Consider the following 18,139-nt stretch of genomic DNA (forward strand, 5'->3'; position numbering starts at 1 on the left):
TTATTACTTTTATGTTACAAATTCTTTACAAAAATTAATTTCAATAAAAAATCTAGTCGATTAAAATATCAAACTAGATTTTTTATTTCTATTAAGTTATAACTTTTAATATACTTGCTTAAAGATTAAATTCATCTTTTATATCCTTCAACTGATTTAACATAATTGCTCCGCTTCTAATATGTTCATTCAAGGCTAAGCTCATCTTATCTCCAAATCTACCAGGCAGACAAAATACTGCATTACCTATATCAAGAGCAAAATCTATTGTCCTAGAAGTTCCACTTTTTATACCCGCTTCTGTAACTATTAAACCACAACCTAGGGCTGCAACTATTCTGTTACGTTCTAAAAATCTGTATTTTCTAATTTTGGCAGTAGGAAAATATTCCGATATAATCAAATGTTTTCTTCTCATTATTTCATACAATTTATTATTACTTTCAGGGTAAATTGTATTATGACCGTGAGCTATTACCCCTATTGTATAGCCCCTGCTTCTTATGGTTTTTGTATGGGCTATGCTATCTACTCCACTTGCAAGACCACTTGCCACAACAAAATTATTATCAACCAAAAAAGGCACAATCACATCAAGGGCATTCTCAGAATATTTTGTATTATTTCTTGTCCCCACTATGGAAATTTTTCTTTTGAACAGGAGCAAGTCTTTATTGCCCCTATAAAAAATTACAAAAGGAAAATCATATAATCTAAATAATTCTTTCGGATAGTATTCAGTGTCATAAAAAATATATTCAGTTCCGTAAAAATTAAAATATTTTTCATAGTTAAAACTTAAATTATACTGAAATTTATCATAAGCCTCTTCACAAGACTTGCCAAAATAAGATGTAAAAGTTTTTAAGTCTAGGCTAGCCATATCTTCAATTTTTTTTACATTTTTTAGTGCCTTGTGTATCCTTAATGTTGTTATATTTTCAATGGCTATTAGTGATAAGATTATCTTTTTTTCTTCATCTGTTAATTTCTTTTGCAAGATTTCTTCCCTATCCATATTTTTTCCCTCCTCTTAAATTAATTTTGTAATTTTGTGTAATACCAGTCTATTATTTTTTTTAGTATCTTTAACTTTTCATAATCATTAATATATATAGTATCAATAAAAGTAATATAGTTGAGCATGTATTTTAAAATTTCTTGATATGATTTTCCCTGCTTATAAAGTTTAAACATTTGTCCCTGCCACATGATTAAGGGGCTTCTTAATAATAGTTGCTCGTTTAGATTAAGACCAATAATTTTTGGTATCTTATTAAGGGCAATTCTTTGATTGTAGAATAAACTTAAAAGTTTGTTTTTTACAGTTTTATCAAATTTTAATTGCCTATAAACATAATTTTCTATATCGGTCGGATAAAATTTTGTTGTTAAATTTTTGCTAGAAAAAGTAAAATTTAGGGGCAAATCAAAATTAGATAATTTACAACTACTAATTTTACAAATCGCATTATGTTTTTTTAAACTGCTAGCCCAAAGTTGATAGAATAAAATTTCATCCCTATTCCTATCAAAACCATAGAAAAAAATAGCCCCCTTGTGATAGTTTAAAAAATTATCTACAAAAGGTGAATACTTTATATACACTATATCATTATTTCTTTTAATCTCTTTAACAAATTTATTAACATCTATTAGCCAAATTAATTTTATTCCTGCATCTAAATATCCCCTTGTCCTATCTGCCAATAAAGTATAGGGTATGATAGAACGCTGGTATTCAAGAGCAATATTTTTATCGGCTAAATAAAGATCTGCAATCTGTAAACTATCATTTGTTTTAAAAATATATTCAACTTGGACATTTTTATATTTATTTTTAAAGTGTTGATATAACTTTTTCTTTACCTCTAAATGTTCCTTACTCTCTTTTTTATAATTTTCAAAACTACACTCACTATTTTTTACATGAGCAAAATGTGATTGGATTTTGCTTCCCTTTTTAAAAATAACTTCACTCTTGCACAGGGGACAATAATACTTATCCCTTCTATTTATCTCCTCATCTATTGCATTACAAATTTTATTATTTTTATCATATACAATATACATACCTACTCACTTCCTTATAAAACTTATCCTTTCTTAACCTTGGCGACAATCATCTCTAATTCAATACTTATATTTTTTAATTTTTCGATATCTTCAGCCCTTATTTCCTTAGAAAATGTTATATGATTATAAAAAGTAGCATTAAATATTATTTCCCTAGGCTTAAATAGTTCTTCGCTATACTTAGTAGGTTTATAATTAGCTATTAGATGCATATAAGCCTTTGTTGAAAAACCCTAACTGTGCTTGTTTATAAAAACTAAACTTTTTTCCTTTATATATGAGTTAGCCTTACACTTATGACAAGAATAAATTAATTGACTATTAAATTTTTTACTACATTTTCTATTTTTATCTTAAATTTTATTTTCTTTCCCTAAGCTCTTTAAAAAATTTTTTTACAATATAACTACATTCTTCTTCCATGACACCGCCAATTATCTTAGCCCTATGATTAAAAAGATTACTTTCTACCAAGTTTATTATACTACCACAACAACCATTTTTGGGGTCTTTTGTGCCGTAAATAACATTTTCTACCCTAGCTTGAATTATAGCTCCACTACACATAACGCAGGGTTCAACAGTAGAATATAAAAAACTATTATCAAGTCGCCAAAATCCTATTTTCTTACAAGCCTCATTTATCACCAAAATTTCTGCATGATTTAGGGCTTGCTGGCTTGTTTCTCTGGTATTGTGTGCCTTAGCAATAATTTTATTATCGACAACTAAGACAGCACCAATAGGAACTTCTCCTTTCTGGTAGGCAAGTCTAGCTTCTTCTAAAGCAATGCTCATAAAGTAATCATGATTTGTCATTTACACTTATCCTTACTATACTTTTAATTAAATTGTATCAAAATAAAAAAAAGTTATCAAGCTAAGATCCAAGGCTTCTTTTAAAATTTTAGAATATAATTTCAAGCTAAAATAATTATTAAATTTTAAAAATACTTTAAATATAAAATTAGAATTATAAGCTAGAATATTATATAATTAGATAAAATAAATTTTAGAGGTAGCTAATGATTGAAAAATTTTATTTAGGAACTTATACCAAAAGAATTAGTCAAGGAATTTATTCTATAAAACTTGATAAAGTAAATAAAAAATTATTTGATTTGAAACTAGAATATTCAGTAAATAATCCTACATATTTAGTAACTAGCAAAGAAAATATTTTTACCGTTTCTACTAAAGAATCTTTAGGAGGACTTACATATTTTAAAAATGGTAAAAAAATAGCCGACCATCATTCAGAAAATTCTGGTCCTTGCTACATAGCCTATGATGAAAAAAATAATTTTTTACTAACAGCTAATTACCATACAGCTAGTCTTATCTTGTATGAAATTAATAAGGACAAAATAATTTTACTTGATAAAATAATTCATGAAGGCAAAAGTTCATTAGGTTCTCAAGAAAAATCCCACATACATTACAGCAATTTTAGTTCTGATAAAAAATTTATTGTAGCTTGCGATTTGGGAACTGACAGCCTAATAACATATAAAATAGAAAATAAAAAATTACTTAAGGTCGCAACCTACAAGGCAACAGAAAAAAGCGGGGCTAGACACCTAGTATTTCATCCTCAAAAAGATATAGCCTACTTGATATGTGAACTAAATGCCAGCATAGAAATATTAAATTTTGATAAAATTAATGGAAGTTTTACTAAAAAGGATGGTATCGCCCTAGTAGAAAATGATGAAAAAAAATGGGCAGCAGCTATACGCATTACTAAGGACGGAAAAAATTTATATGCTAGCAACCGAGGAAAAGATGTTTTACTAGCATTTAAAATTGAAGATGATGGCTTATTAAATCATATTCAAACTATTGATACCTTGGGTAGTGTGCCTAGAGATTTTAATTTATCTTCAGATGATAAATTTTTACTTGTAGGACATCAAGAATCTGATAATCTAACCTTATTTGAAAGAAATGAAGACGGCAGACTTAAGTGTATTGAAAAAAATATTTTTGCTCCAGAAGTTGTTAATATAGTAAATAAAAACTGATGAGTGGATTTAAATCCATTAACCAGTTTTTTAATTTTCATTTTGTAATTTTACTATTGATCTGTGGTCATATACTACTGAATTTTTAGGAACGTCTTTTTTACAACAAGATTAGTAGATATTTTACTATTTTCTCCAATAGTTATATTACCTAATTAGTTAATATATTTTAAATCCTCAAATTCATACATTGAGAAATATTTTTCTGCTCCGTCTGGTAAAATTAGCTATTGTTTTTTCTGGGTACTTAGCGTCTGCACGCTTAGCTCCTAATATTACGACTCCTGATGAAATACCTAGACCAATGCCTCTTGTCAGCATAAAGTTTTTAGCTTCTTCAATAGCTTCTTCACTTGTTCTTGTTAAAATTTCATCATTAATTCTCTGTTGAAATTACCAGGAACAAAACCTCTGCCTATACCTTGAATTCTGTGTACTCCAGCTTCACCTTTAGAAATTGCTGGTGATTCTGCTGGCTCAAGTGCTACTGCTAATAAATCTTTTTTAGATTCTTTTAGAAACTTAGTTACCCCTGTAAATGTTCCACCAGTACCAACTCCAGCAACAAAAATATCAACATTAGGTACTTGTTCTAAAATTTCTTTTGCAGTTGTTTTATAGTGATAATTTGGATTTGCAGGATTATCAAATTGACTTAAAATAATTGCATTTTCGTATTTTTCTGTTAGTTCTTTTGCTTTTTCAATAGAAGCCTTAATACCTAATTTTTTGGAGTTAGAATTAATTTAGTTCAATAGAGCTTAATAAGTGTACGACCTTCAAGACTCATAGATTCTGTAATTACTAATATAGCCTTATATCCTAAAAAAGATTTTCTTTAGAGCTAAAATTTTCATCAAGTAAAAATTCAAAATCATCTGAATTTATACCAAAATTTTCCTTATTTAAATCAAAAATAAGTTTCTCTATATAGTCTAAATCTGTTTGTTTATTCATTATATATATATATTTTAGGATAATTTATTATTTTATTATCACTACTTTTATTTGATTTTTTGTATAGTATATTTAAAAAATTTTTTATATTATTAATAATATTTCTCATGTTTTTTATTTATATTCTATATCTTCTTAACAAATTCTGATTTTAATTTCATAGCTCCAAAACCATCAATTTTACAGTCTATATCGTGGTCGCCCTCCACTAAACGAATGTTTTTTACTCGTGTTCCTTGTTTTAAAACTGATGAGGCTCCCTTTACTTTCAAATCTTTTATTACTGTTACTGTATCTCCGTTTTGCAAGATATTTCCCTTAGAATCTCTATAAACTTTTTCTTCGTCTTCTTTTATATCATTTGCAGTCCATTCATAAGTACACATAGGACAGACAAATAAAGCCCCATCCTCATAAGTATATTCTGATTTACATTCTGGACAATTTGGTAAAATTGTCATAATAACCTCCTATTAATTTTATAAAATTATTTTAACATAAATATTTATATTTTAGCATATATAACATTTTTACTTGTTAAATTTTTTCTTTTCCTTTGAGCATATTTAAAGTTTTGCTGAAATAAATTAGTTATTAGTAAAAATATATAAACAAAAACAAAAAAGACTTAAAATTATTTTAAATTTATGATTTTTGAATTTATACTTTTGAACAATTTTTTTACTTTATTAAAATACAAATTAAATTTACATATTTCTCTATTTATAAACTATTTTTTACCTTGCTAAAGTTTTTAAAAATCTCAAGATGTAATATCTTGTCTAAGAAATTTTAATTGCAAAAAATTATTTTATTACAAATCCCTATTTACTAAATAATAGTAGCTTTCTTTATTTGCTTATTTTAAATATATGTGATAAGATAAGAAAAATTTAAAAGGAGGTAACCATGGCAAAGAAAATAGCAGCTTTTTTTGATATAGATGGAACTCTTTATCGTGATTCCTTGATGACAGAACACTTTAAAAAATTAATTAAATATGAAATATTGGACAATAAAATTTGGGTAAACGACATTCGCCACTTGTATCAGGCTTGGGACAATAGGGAAGATGACTACGACGGTTATTTGTTTGAACTATCTAATAAATATGTTCAGGCAATAACTGGCCTTGAAAAAAGCACCTTAGATTTTGTTGCCGAGCAGGTGATAAAATTAAAGGCTGATAGGGTTTATAAGTATACAAGAAATATTATTAAAAAACACAAAGAACAAGGGCATTTAGTATTTTTCATCTCGGGTAGTCCAGACTTTTTGGTCGAAAAAATGGGAGAAAAACACGAAGTTTTTTTAAGCGTTGGTAGCGGCTATATTATAAAAGACAATATCTTTACTGGTAAGGTAATTCCTATGTGGGATTCGCAGAGTAAAAATAATATGATTGATGAACTTATAGCGACCTATGAAATAGACTTAGAAAATTCCTACGCTTATGGCGATACTAACGGAGATTATGAAATGCTTAGCCGGGTTGGAAATCCTGTGGCAATAAATCCGAGTAGCGAACTCTTAACAAATATTAAAAATAATAAAAATCTTTCCCAAAAAATTGATATTATAATAGAAAGAAAAGATGTTATCTACTCACTAAAAGATACTGTCAAAACACTAGAAATATAAAATTTTTCTGCTTTCATTAAATTTTAATATCAAATATAAAATTATATTCAAATAAAAATAAAAATTATTTTTCTATTTTTTCAGTTAATATTCTGAAAAAGTTAGTTGAAAATTGAAATACTATCTGCTAGAAAAAATAATTAGAAATTATTCTAGCTTTAGTGAAATAGTATTTAAAACTTTTAAAATATCGATTAGTTTAATTTATTGTTAATTAAATACTAGAAGAGAATAAATTAATTTACTTCTAGCTTGTAAAAGAAAATAAACAAAGTCTATAAGTAAAAATTCATACTAAAATCTTAATAAAAGATTTTAAATAAAATTTAATTGTGCTAAAAATAAACATAGAAAGTGTTTAATTATCAAAGTATAGTTTATTTACCTACCAAATTGGTTTGCATCTAGTATCGCAATATTTTCTGCAATTTAGCACTAATAAATATAATCTTGCTAAAATAAAAAGATGACTTGTTAGTCATCTTTTTTGTTAAGAAAATTTTATATATTTTCCACTGTGTATAATTTTTTAAAGTGAGGTTTTTGATTAAGTAAATATTCAAAAGAACCACACTCTATTATTTTGCCATCTTTTAAAACTAATATTTCTAATATTTTCTTAGACTTTCTGCCATTATTTTATGAGTTATAGAGGTAAGGGTTAAGTTTTCATACTCTAATAAGTAGTTCTCAATATTTAAAGCATTATTATTATCTAAACTAGGAAACATTTCATCCGCTAATATTGGCTGGCAAGCTCTTATAAGAAGCCTTGCTCTTGATATTCTTTGTTTTTACCCTAAAGAAAGATTACTTCCATTTTCTTTTATAAAATTTTCATTATCGATTTCGGCAATAAAATGATACAGTCCTAGTATTTTCATTAATTTAATTATTTCTTCTTTGGAATACTTATTATTATGTAGACTTATATTATTAAATATACTTTACTTAAAACAAAAACGTTTTGGTCTATGCAGGAAAATTTATTAATTAATTTCATATCATCTATTAAGTTTATATCTATCCCATTAATTTTTACACTATCATCATTAGAAATATTAATTCTTAATAATAATTTTAAGAGCGTTGACTTGCCAGAACCTAACAAAGCAAGAAATGCGTATTTTTCCCTTTTTCAAAAGTATAACTGATATTATCTAAAATAATATTATCCCATCGACCTAGTATAAACAACAACATATTTTCTTTTTCCCTGACATCTTTTTAAAAGAATGCTCTGTACTTGCAGAATGATTATATTCACATAAAGAATCTGACTAATTGTGGTGGTTGCCACTTGATGAACAAGCAGTTAAAAATATTGCTGACAATACTATCATCGAAAGAATTTTATGTAATTTCATTTATCTTATCTCCTAAAATTTACTATATAATTACAATCTCTTACTTTCATTAAACATAATAAATTTCTCTTTTCAATAAACCCTTACCAAAGGAATTTAGATAAATATAAATTTAAATTATAAAAATGTTTTTTCTAGTTGAAAGTTTTATTTGAAAAATATTTAACCAATCAAAAATTTAAAAACAAAAATATTATTTTTAAAATAAAATTTAACTAGCAATAAATTATTTTTTAAAATTTCTTCATAAGAAAAGAATTTATTTAGAAAAAAGACGACTATTTGTCGTCTTTTTTAATCATCACATTTGCTTTTTCTACATTAAATTTAGATAAATCATATATTTGTTCAGCAAAAGTTTCTTTGTTATATTTATATATTGTTTTTTCAAATAAAAAGTAAAAATTATTTTTATCTTGAGCAAAATATGGACTGTTTCCATCTCCAGGTTTTTCATTTGGGAAGTTTATGATGGTTTTTTTGCCACTTCTTTTATTGTATATGGTGAAAACATGGCTGGGAACATATAAATTGTAATGTTCTATTATTAAATTTTTTTCATCTTGATGCATATATAAGGGGTAGTTATAGTCTAAAGTTATAAATTCTTGCTTATTATTTTTTAAATTTAATTTTAGTATTTTATTACTACCTCTCGGCTCTCTACTTTCTGTTAAGCCGGCAGAATTTTGACTAAGATAGATATAATTATCATCCATAACCATTCTCATATAAGCACCATTTTCATAATTCAAATCTATTTCTTCCTGCACTTCAAAATCCATATTTAGTTTTAATAATATATTTTTATTTTGTTTCTCTACTACATTACCTATTAACAAGTAGATAATATCATCTTTTACTATGATGTCATTAGTAACATTGATACCACTTCTTTTTATTTCTTTTTTTCTCAATTCTTTAAAGGACATATCGTATTCATAAATGTTAAATCTATCCGTAAAAACATCTGTTGCATAGATTTTATCCTTGTAGTGAGTAAATGTATAGGGTTCGCTACTATCATTTTTTAAGTTAATATCTAAAGTATCCTTATCTATATTTGCCAAAAGAGCATGCTTTCCTATAACTGTAGTTTTTATAAGCAGGTTTTTATCCAAATCTATATAATCATAATTTAAGAACCCATACTTACCAGACCTCTCTTTAGTGTCTACTAAATTTAATTCATTATTTTTTTCTTCAAATAAAAGTATTTTGTTTTTATCGACAATCCCTATATCATATTGATATTTTTTTTCATTATTTTTAAAATTGGAACATCCCGTTAGAATTAATACAAGTGTTATTATTAAATAAAATATTTTTTTCATAAATCTAACCTCCTTTATGAATAATAAAATAATTATACAATACAGGTATAATAAAAATAATAATAATAATATTAAAAAATATTGTATTCTCTACTGTCTACTTATTTTTAAATATTTTAGTAATTTTTTATTTTTTATTTTTTATTTTTTATTTTTTATAATTAAAAACCTACCTATAAGCATAAATATAAGTAATACTGTCCAAGAAATAATTAACGTAATTATAGAAACTCCATATTTATTTTTTAATATTATTGAAGATATACTGGTAAGAATAAGAAACATTACTATATCATATTTATTTATTATTTTGTTCACATCAAATAACCTCTAATCTTATTTTGTTTAAACTCATTATACTTGTGTGTATTTGATAATATATATATCTATTCCTTTTCCTTGCCAATATGCCTGTTGAACTACTTTTTCTAAGTAATTATATCCCCCATAAGTAGCAGCTATTGAAATTGCTGAAAGTCCCCAACCTACACCAGGAATCAACCCAAATGCAATAGAAGATAAAGTTTCAGCTAGCTTTCCATAACGTAATCCTTTCTCGTACATATGTTTTACACCCCAGTAATTGATATACCCAATTTTAGTTTCTGGATAATATGCACTCCTTAAATAAGGATTTATTTTTATTTCTGGTTTTAGTATCATTTCAATTAAATTATATTCTTCTTGAGATATTAAGTTTTTATTTAATCTTATCTGTGCATTATAAAGTTCTCTTTCTATGTCTATTTCAGAGAAGTTAATTTCTATTTCAAAAGAGTTATTTTCGTTATTAATTGTATTCTCATTAAAAGTCTTATCTTTAGCCTTAGCTACATTATCATAACCGCTAACTAAAGTAGAAATTGGGCTAACTAATAAACTAGCCGAAATTACGGCACTTGCTATTTTTATTTTTGTATTCATAATATTTTCCTACTTTTATGAATATATTAATTGTTTTAAAGTATATACTTTTATTCACACCCCAATTATAATAAATAGAAAAGAAAAAAAACAAGACTTGTATTTCTCCAAAATATTTGATATAATTAGTGAATTAGGGTTTTAAAAATTTTAGAGTTTTAATAAAATATTCATACAAAATTTAATATATGTACAATACTGTGAGTGAAGTAGTGTCTGCAATATTTTTTAATTATTCATCCCATTATAATTAATTAAATAAGATATTTTTTTCATAAATCTAATCTCCTTTATGAATAAACATAATTATAATTTTATAAAATATTAAGAAACTAGGTTTGTTTATTAATATTTTCTATTTTGTTTATATGTAATTAATATTAGTGTTAATATAATTATTCCATTAATTAATAATATTATTAATAGAAATCTTTCAAATATTTTATCACTAAAAATATATCCAATATTCATTAATTGATATACGTATGAAGTTATAAGAAATATAGTTGACATTACTATTACTAATAATATCAAAATTAATATTATTTTATAAGTCTTTTCAATATTAGACTTTTCTTTATTTTTTTTGTACAAAAGATATGCTCCTATTAATGTTATAGTGGAAAATGAAGTAGTTACAGAGTTTAATAATAATGATATCTTATTTTCCATTTTTACACCCAATACCCATTTTCATCAAAATCATACCATGTCCCAGCTATATACAAACCTTGACCAGCAACAGCCCCATAGTCGCCTGGTAAATGATATAACCATTTACCATTATATTCTCGCCAACCAGAATATTGAATTAATTTTCCTCCATCTTCAAATTCATACCATTTATCGTTTATTTTTAACCATGGACTATTTTCAAATCTGGGATTATACATTAATGAAGCGTAAACATCAGATCTTAAGAAAAAACTAAATTTTATATCATAGAAAAAATACCATCCATCATAATAATCATCCCAATGCCAACCGCTCTTGAAATTTCCATTTTCTTTATAAAACCACATAGTTTTATAATCTTTAGATATACTAATCCAACCATTTTGAACAGACTCTGCTCTTGAAACTTCATCTATATCAGGTTTATAATAAGTTTTATATATATCATTCGATATCCCTACGACAGTCGCTAATCCAGCAACTATTGTTATAACTACAAGTAATGGGAATGCTCTATCTTGAGGTAATTTTTCTATATCTTTTTTTGCTAAATTTAAATATTTTTCTTTTTCATCTTTACTTAAATGTTCTTTACCTTTTAAAATAACGCTATAAATTTTTTTATTATCCACTACATATTCTGTAATAAAATAGTCATTTTTATTAACAACTACATATTGTTCATTTTTATTTAAATATAGCATTTTTCCTATATTTAAATTTGAATAATTATTAGCCTTAGCCACATTATCATAATGATTAATTAATACTGAAATGGGAGAAACTAATAAACTAGCCGAAATTACAGCACTTGCTATTTTTATTTTTTTATTCATAATATTTCCCTCCTTTTATAAATATTATTAATTGTTTTAAAGTATATACTTTTATCTACATCCCGATTATAATAAATAAAAAAGAAAAAAACAAGACTTGTATTTCTTCAAAATATTTGATATAATAAATAAATTAGAGCTTTCAAAAATTTATAGTTTTAATAAAATAGCATAAAAAATTTAAAATAAATTATCCACACAAATTTCAAAATAAAAAACTAAGTAAAAAATTACTTAGCTTTTTTGTTTATCTATTTTTTCTCTAAATATCCTTCTTTTTATAATAATTCTTAACTCTTAGCTAAAATTATATTTTTAGTATTTCCGTCAATAATTAGTCCTTGTATTGATTTAGCTACATCTATTTTTGCATAGTCTACTTCTAAATTTTCTATGATTACATCATCAAGATATTCTATTTTATGAGTTATTCCAGAAATTCCCTTATATTGTTCTGCTAGAGGATTTATTCTAGCTTACATATCTTATTTTAAAAGATCTGCTTGCTTATAATTAATTGTATTCCTAGCAGTTTGTTTTAGAAGCCTATATCCTTGATGAACATAAACTAATTCTGAAATTACTAATTCATCTTGCTTACTAAAGGTTTTTATTTGAAAATTATCTTCCTGCTTATTACTTGTTGAAGTTGAATTATTTTCTTGTTTAGTGTCTGTTGAAGTTGAAGTAGAACTGCAACCTACAGGTGTAACTGATAATATAAGCGTAAATAAAATTTATAATAATTTTTTCGTTACTTTTCTCCTAATTTTTAAATTTAAATTCTATATTATACAATATTTTTTTAAAAAATAAAATCTGTTTTTATTCTCCCCAAACTTCTGCAACTATTTCTTGGATAAGTTTAATTTTTTTCCATTGGTCTTCTTCAGTTAAAATATTTCCTTCTTCAGTAGAAGCAAAACCGCATTGTGTGCTTAAATATAAGTTTTCAAGTGGAACGTATTTGGCTGCTTCTTTTATTCTTGCTATTACTTCTTCTTTATTTTCTAATGTAGCAGATTTAGATGTTAAAAGTCCTAATACAACTTTTTTGCCTGGTGTAACTTTTGCTAAAGGTTCAAATCCACCAGCTCTATCTGTATCAAATTCTAGGTAATAAGCATTTACATTTTCTTTAGCAAATAGTGTGTCTGCTACCTTGTCATAGGAACCTTGACAGAACCAAGAAGAATGGAAGTTACCACGACAGACGTGTGTATTTACTACCAAGTCTTCTGGCAAGCCTTCTAAAACTCCATTATTTAATTTTATAAAATCAGCGGATAAATCTTTTCTAACTTCCTCTATACTTTGACAATTAGCGTTTGCTACTTTTCCCAGCAAGTTATCATCTGACAAAGCTCCCCAAGTACAATCATCAAATTGTAAATTACGGCAACCAGCTTCATATAAATCAAATATAACCGTCTTATATGCTTTTATAATATCTCTGAAAAGTTCTTCTTTATCTGGATAAACATTAAAAGTATTTGCTGTATTTTCTGCATCTCTTATAAGTTCTCTAAAAAATTGTGCAGGTGCTGGAATAGTTTGACGTGGTGTTGCGTCTTTACCAACTTCATCTCTAACAAATTTAAAATGATTTATAAAGGGGTGATTTTCTCCAGAAATTTTTCCTGTCAAGCCAGCTGAATCTGGTTTTGTTGTTTCATCATGAAATTGATAACCTATTTTAGCTTGCGTGTGTTCTACTCCATTTAATCCCCAAAAGAAATCTAGGTGCCAATAAGCACGACGAAATTCTCCGTCTGTAATTCCTTTTAGTCCTACTTCTTTTTGTTTGGCTATCAATTCTTTAATTGCCTTGTTTTCTACTTGTGTTAATTCTTCTCTTGTGATTAAATTTTGAGAAAATTTTTCTCTAGCTTCTACCAATTCTTTTGGTCTTAAATAGGAACCAACATGGTCAGCTCTAAATGGTGCGTTATGTCCGCTACAATTACAATTACATTTTTTTATTTCTGTCATTTTTAAAATCTCCTTAAATAATAATTTTTTAATAATATTTTTTATATTTTATTCTTCTTCAGGTAATATTGCTATTACTCTGACGGGTGAACCTGTTGCTTCTTTCCAGTTAGGATATGCAATAGATATTAAGGCACCCACTGCTGGCAACTTGTCCAAATTATTTAATACTTCTACTTGGTAAATATTTTGTTCTAGTAGGTAATATTCTTCATATAAAAATCCTTTTTTAGCTACTGTCAAACCTGCGTCAGTATCCAAAGTTTCATGGCCAACAGCCTTGACCTGTCTTTCATGAATTAAAAATTCCAAGGCTTCTCTTGACCAGCCAGGTGTGCGTTGCACGCCTTTGTCATCTAAATTTCTTATCTTGTCTTGACTAGGCCAGCGTTTTGACCAATCACTTCTAAAGGCTACAAACGATCCTGGCAAAATTTTTCCGTACTCTAACTCGAAATCTAAAATATCTTGTTTTCTTATTTCATAATCATTATTTTCAGCAACTTCTTTTGACTTATCAATTACATATAGGGGTAACAATAAATCTTTTAAAGCTATTTCATCTAAATATCTTCCACCTTTGACAAAGTGAATAGGAGCATCTATGTGCGTACCGTACTGCCCAACCACAGAAAATTTTTGCACGTGAAAGCCATCTTCTAAAGTGAACAAGTCTACTTTTTCCAAAACGGGTAGAGCTGGAAAGTGTGGGGAATTTTCATCTATTTGATGAGAAAGATTAACCCACTTTCTTGATTTTAAAATTTTGTATATATTAAGTAAATCTGCCATTACAATTCTCCTTTATTATTATTTATAAAATAAACGCCCAAGAAAAAGTAGAATTAAAAAACACCCTCAAACAAGAATAAACTTGTTCAAGGGCGTTATTAATATACGCGGTACCACCTTGATTTGATTAAAAAATCATCTCACTAAAGTACGTACTAAAATAGTATTATACTCCGAAGCTATATCGGGCTTGCCCGTAGCAGTCTAAAATATTCGACCACTAACACTCAAAGACCATTTTCAAAGTTTTATCTTTATCTTCTTGCACCAAACGAAGACTCTCTGGAAAATCTGCCACTTTTACTTTTCTTATCAACGTGTTATTTTATGTTAGGGAGAGTATAACAAAATTTAAAAATTTCGTCAATAGTTTTTTTAAAAATTTTTCTGAAAATTAAAATTAAAATACATATTATTTATATTAATTACTAAAATTTTATAAATTAATGCTTGTAATTAATTAATAAAATAAAAATTTTCTTTTAATTAATAGCTAGCAAAATTATTTTTTTATATCATACTTAACTTGTTTTTTTAGGGTTAGCAAATGCAAAGTTACTACAAAAATAAATGTAATAAGTAATAAAATAATATCTTTAAGAGTAAGGCTAACAAAAGATTTTTCTAAAATAAAAATATTGGCACAAACACCCAAGACCCCACCTAAAATTAAAAGATATAATAATAATTTTTTATGGCTATTAAGGGGTAAACTTACCCTGTAAACCATAAGTAGTCCATTAAGTAGGGCTAATATAAAGGCTATACTTGAATTAATTTGAAAAATATTGACCAGCAAGACTGCTCCAACAAGAATGCTCCCAGCCAAACTTGCATTAGTCAAAACTTCTTTCATAAAATTATTTTTAACTATTTGCTTATTTTCTTCAAAGGTTAAAAAGAATGAGGGTATTCCTATAGTTAGTGCAGAAATAACTGTAAATTGAATAGGAATAAAAGGAAATTTCATTGCAAATATTACCGACAATATGGCAAAAGAAATTGAAAAAAATGTTTTTGTTAAAAATAGGGCTGCCACCTTTTGAATGTTATTTATTACCCTACGTCCCTCCATAAGAATATTATAAAAAACTCCAAAATCATCAGTTAGTAAAACTATATTAGCCACACTTTTTACTGCACTTGTCGCTTCTTTCATACCAAAACTAATATCAGCTTTTTTTAGTGCCAAAACATCATTAACACCATCGCCGCTCATGGCAACCGTCTTACCATTTTTTTGTAAAATCTCAACCATTTTTTCTTTTTGATTAGGACTAACCCTACCAAAAATTTGATTATTTAAAACTACACTTTCAAAATCTTCATCACTGACTTTAGTCATATCTACTGCCAGAGCATTTTTATTAAAACCAGCTTTTTTGGCAACACCCAAAACTGCCTTGTGGTTGTCGCCGCTAATTATTTTTATGTCTACACCCTGACTGTTAAAATAATCAAAAGTTTGTTTTGTATTTTCCTTAATTTCATCAGATAAAACTACATTGCCAATTAACTCTGTATCTTTAGGCTTATCTATAAAGTCTTTACTAAATGCTAAAGTTAAAATTCTATAACCATTATTTTTATATTCTTCAAAATTACTTGCTAATTTTTCTTTTATATTCAAAAATTCAAAAGCTCCAAAAAAATATGTTCCTTCATCTTTTACTTGAATGTAAGAAAATTTATCCCTACTAGAAAATGCTCCTTTTTTAATTACATGCCATTTTTTTTCTAGTCTCAGATATTTTTTTAAGGCTCTTGATGTTGCATTCTCATCATCAAAATAGGCTAGATAGCTAGATAATTTTTCTTTTGCTAATTCATCTATTGCTACAACATTCATATTTCCTGTCGTGATTGTTCCTGTTTTGTCAAAACATAAAACATCTACACGAGCCAGAGTTTCTGTACAATATAATTCTTGTACCAAAACTTTCTTTTTTGTCAGCTTGTAGGCAGACACAGCCAAGGAAACACTAACTAAAAGAACTAGTCCTTCTGGTATCATACCTACCAAGGCACCTGCACTATTTAAAACTATATCTACATAGTCTAAACCAATAAACTTACCTCTTAGATACAGTATAATAGCAACTGGAACTAATAAAAAAGAAATATATTTCAAAATTGTATTCAAGTAATCTCTTAACTTAGACGGATATTTTTTAAACTTTTTACTGTCCTGAGCCAACTTATTAATATAACTATCCTCTCCTACTGCCGTAACTTTCATCAAGCCACTACCACTGACAATATTACTTCCACTCAAAAGCTTATCATTAACTTTTTTATAAATATTATCACTTTCACCAGTAAGTAAAGATTCATCTACTTCTATTTCTCCAGCAATCAAAACTCCATCACAAGGAATTTGGTCGCCAAGATTTAAGTTTAGATATTCTCCCAAAACAATTTCGTATATATCTATTTCTTGAACCTTGTTATCTCTATTAACCTTGTACTTTGCCCTGCTTATCAGACTAAGTTTTTCTAAGGCGTTTTTCGATTTTACTTCTTGATAAATTCCTATAACAGTATTAATTACTATAACAAGAACAAAAAGTAAATTTTCAAATCTTAAAGTTGTTGCTACAAAAAATGCTAAAACTAAAATCATACCATTAAAAAAGGTAAAGACATTTGAAAAAATAATTTCTTTGGTAGTCTTGTAGGGTTTTACCACATCAATATTTTTTTTAGCTTGTTTTACTTCTTCATTCGTTAAAAATTTCAAAAACTCACCCCAAATTAAATTTTTTATTTCATATAATCAATATAAAATATTATACCTAATTATAACAAAAAATTAACAACAAAAAAACTTTGCTAATTCCAAACAAAAAAGAGCGATTTTAGTATCACTCTTTTTTAATTTTCTTCGATATTGTAAATATAATACTTAGATTTTTCTTTTTTGCCGCCAGAATAATTTTTATTATTTAGTCTTAGGGTAATAATTTGTTTGAATTATTTATAGGCTAGCTTATTTACTAAACATATTCTACAACTTTTAATAATTTTCTAATAATCTCTTGACAGCATATAGCCTTATCCTAAAATATAAGTTAAAACTAGGTTAATAATAATTATTAAAATACTGTTCTGAATTTTATAAAATTTTTTTAATATTTCATTATATGATAAATTGTTGTTACCATTCCTAATATAATTCCACTGATTATAATAATATTTGCAAGCATATCATCACCAAATATTTCTATGTTATTTTTTTTAAAATTGCTGAAAATAATAAACAGTAAAAGCAAAATAATTATAACAAGTAAAATTATAATAATATTCATCATCTAAAATCTTCCTTTCTACATAATATAATAACAAAATAAAATTAAAAAATCAATAATAAAATAAATATTTTAAATTAAAAGTAAACTATAAAAAAAGCTAATATTTTTAAAATATTAAATATATGCTCAAAATTTTCCTAGTAAAGTTGCGGTGTAAGTTAAATTATATTAAAATTAATAATGTACTTTTGACAATTTATTTTGTAATAG

20 protein-coding genes and 1 other annotated feature are annotated in these 18,139 nt (G+C 26.2%); of the genes, 2 read left to right on the forward strand and 18 right to left on the reverse strand.

The features are described 5' to 3' along the window. Positions 1–118: 118 nt before the first annotated feature. The 4 genes from KMP12_RS03880 to KMP12_RS03895 all read right to left on the reverse strand — a co-directional run bounded on the left by KMP12_RS03880 (position 119) and on the right by KMP12_RS03895 (position 2,895). Positions 119–1,018: a DNA-processing protein DprA gene (locus tag KMP12_RS03880; RefSeq protein WP_215756431.1), complete on the reverse strand. Its 900-nt coding sequence runs from the start codon at positions 1,016–1,018 to the stop codon at positions 119–121. Between the two features lie 20 nt (positions 1,019–1,038). After that, entirely contained in the window at positions 1,039–2,073 is a 1,035-nt protein-coding gene (locus tag KMP12_RS03885; RefSeq protein ID WP_215756432.1) for a competence protein CoiA, read from the reverse strand. A 23-nt stretch (positions 2,074–2,096) separates the two neighbouring features. Next, positions 2,097–2,288, reverse strand: coding sequence for a hypothetical protein (locus tag KMP12_RS03890; RefSeq protein ID WP_215756433.1), 192 nt, complete (start codon positions 2,286–2,288; stop codon positions 2,097–2,099). A gap of 148 nt (positions 2,289–2,436) precedes the next feature. Next, positions 2,437–2,895, reverse strand: coding sequence for a nucleoside deaminase (locus KMP12_RS03895; protein ID WP_215756434.1), 459 nt, complete (start codon positions 2,893–2,895; stop codon positions 2,437–2,439). Positions 2,896–3,101: 206 nt separating this feature from the next. Between KMP12_RS03895 and KMP12_RS03900 the strand changes: the two genes are divergently transcribed. After that, positions 3,102–4,100 carry a lactonase family protein gene (locus tag KMP12_RS03900; protein ID WP_215756435.1) on the forward strand — a complete coding sequence of 333 codons (999 nt, stop codon included), beginning with the start codon at positions 3,102–3,104 and terminating at the stop codon, positions 4,098–4,100. Between the two features lie 183 nt (positions 4,101–4,283). On the opposite strand, the gene KMP12_RS07550 is transcribed toward KMP12_RS03900, so the two are convergent. The 4 genes from KMP12_RS07550 to KMP12_RS03910 form a co-directional block, all read right to left on the reverse strand. Beyond that, positions 4,284–4,421 carry a hypothetical protein gene (locus tag KMP12_RS07550; RefSeq protein ID WP_252344695.1) on the reverse strand — a complete coding sequence of 46 codons (138 nt, stop codon included), beginning with the start codon at positions 4,419–4,421 and terminating at the stop codon, positions 4,284–4,286. A 41-nt stretch (positions 4,422–4,462) separates the two neighbouring features. Continuing rightward, positions 4,463–4,846: a pyridoxal-phosphate dependent enzyme gene (locus tag KMP12_RS07555; RefSeq protein WP_371741381.1), complete on the reverse strand. Its 384-nt coding sequence runs from the start codon at positions 4,844–4,846 to the stop codon at positions 4,463–4,465. Positions 4,847–4,922: 76 nt separating this feature from the next. Beyond that, a complete protein-coding gene (locus tag KMP12_RS07695) occupies positions 4,923–5,057 on the reverse strand; it encodes a hypothetical protein (protein ID WP_256442618.1) in 135 nt (44 codons plus the stop codon). A 125-nt stretch (positions 5,058–5,182) separates the two neighbouring features. Next, on the reverse strand, positions 5,183–5,518 hold the full coding sequence (locus KMP12_RS03910) for a zinc ribbon domain-containing protein YjdM (protein ID WP_215756436.1): 336 nt from the start codon (positions 5,516–5,518) through the stop codon (positions 5,183–5,185). A 448-nt stretch (positions 5,519–5,966) separates the two neighbouring features. Here KMP12_RS03910 and KMP12_RS03915 point away from each other — a divergent pair, with 448 nt between their 5' ends. After that, a complete protein-coding gene (locus KMP12_RS03915; protein WP_215756437.1) occupies positions 5,967–6,698 on the forward strand; it encodes an HAD family hydrolase in 732 nt (243 codons plus the stop codon). A 608-nt stretch (positions 6,699–7,306) separates the two neighbouring features. Here the strand turns inward: KMP12_RS03915 and KMP12_RS07700 are convergent. From KMP12_RS07700 to KMP12_RS03960, 10 genes are all read right to left on the reverse strand, one after another. After that, the gene (locus KMP12_RS07700; RefSeq protein WP_256442619.1) at positions 7,307–7,429 is read right to left on the reverse strand and encodes a hypothetical protein; all 123 of its coding nucleotides are present in this window, start codon (positions 7,427–7,429) and stop codon (positions 7,307–7,309) included. Positions 7,430–7,626: 197 nt separating this feature from the next. Continuing rightward, positions 7,627–7,809 (reverse strand): ATP-binding cassette domain-containing protein, encoded by a 183-nt coding sequence (locus tag KMP12_RS07835; RefSeq protein WP_215756438.1) that lies wholly within the window; start codon positions 7,807–7,809, stop codon positions 7,627–7,629. Positions 7,810–8,343: 534 nt separating this feature from the next. After that, the gene (locus KMP12_RS03925) at positions 8,344–9,399 is read right to left on the reverse strand and encodes a membrane lipoprotein lipid attachment site-containing protein (protein WP_215756439.1); all 1,056 of its coding nucleotides are present in this window, start codon (positions 9,397–9,399) and stop codon (positions 8,344–8,346) included. Positions 9,400–9,753: 354 nt separating this feature from the next. Next, the gene (locus KMP12_RS03930) at positions 9,754–10,323 is read right to left on the reverse strand and encodes a hypothetical protein (RefSeq protein WP_215756440.1); all 570 of its coding nucleotides are present in this window, start codon (positions 10,321–10,323) and stop codon (positions 9,754–9,756) included. Between the two features lie 674 nt (positions 10,324–10,997). Then, entirely contained in the window at positions 10,998–11,834 is an 837-nt protein-coding gene (locus tag KMP12_RS03935; RefSeq protein ID WP_215756441.1) for a hypothetical protein, read from the reverse strand. Positions 11,835–12,124: 290 nt separating this feature from the next. Next, on the reverse strand, positions 12,125–12,304 hold the full coding sequence (locus tag KMP12_RS07840) for a DUF1307 domain-containing protein (protein ID WP_215756461.1): 180 nt from the start codon (positions 12,302–12,304) through the stop codon (positions 12,125–12,127). Positions 12,305–12,659: 355 nt separating this feature from the next. Then, the gene (locus KMP12_RS03945; RefSeq protein ID WP_215756442.1) at positions 12,660–13,826 is read right to left on the reverse strand and encodes a 5-methyltetrahydropteroyltriglutamate--homocysteine S-methyltransferase; all 1,167 of its coding nucleotides are present in this window, start codon (positions 13,824–13,826) and stop codon (positions 12,660–12,662) included. Between the two features lie 48 nt (positions 13,827–13,874). Next, positions 13,875–14,618, reverse strand: a complete 744-nt coding sequence (locus tag KMP12_RS03950; protein ID WP_215756443.1) for a cyclase family protein — start codon at positions 14,616–14,618, stop codon at positions 13,875–13,877. Positions 14,619–14,703: 85 nt separating this feature from the next. Continuing rightward, positions 14,704–14,943: a binding site (T-box leader), on the reverse strand. Between the two features lie 177 nt (positions 14,944–15,120). Then, positions 15,121–17,358 carry an HAD-IC family P-type ATPase gene (locus KMP12_RS03955; protein WP_215756444.1) on the reverse strand — a complete coding sequence of 746 codons (2,238 nt, stop codon included), beginning with the start codon at positions 17,356–17,358 and terminating at the stop codon, positions 15,121–15,123. Between the two features lie 388 nt (positions 17,359–17,746). Then, positions 17,747–17,929 (reverse strand): hypothetical protein, encoded by a 183-nt coding sequence (locus KMP12_RS03960; RefSeq protein ID WP_215756445.1) that lies wholly within the window; start codon positions 17,927–17,929, stop codon positions 17,747–17,749. Between the last annotated feature and the right edge of the window lie 210 nt (positions 17,930–18,139).

Source organism: Gemella sp. zg-1178, from assembly GCF_018790995.1.
Classification (GTDB): domain Bacteria; phylum Bacillota; class Bacilli; order Staphylococcales; family Gemellaceae; genus Gemelliphila.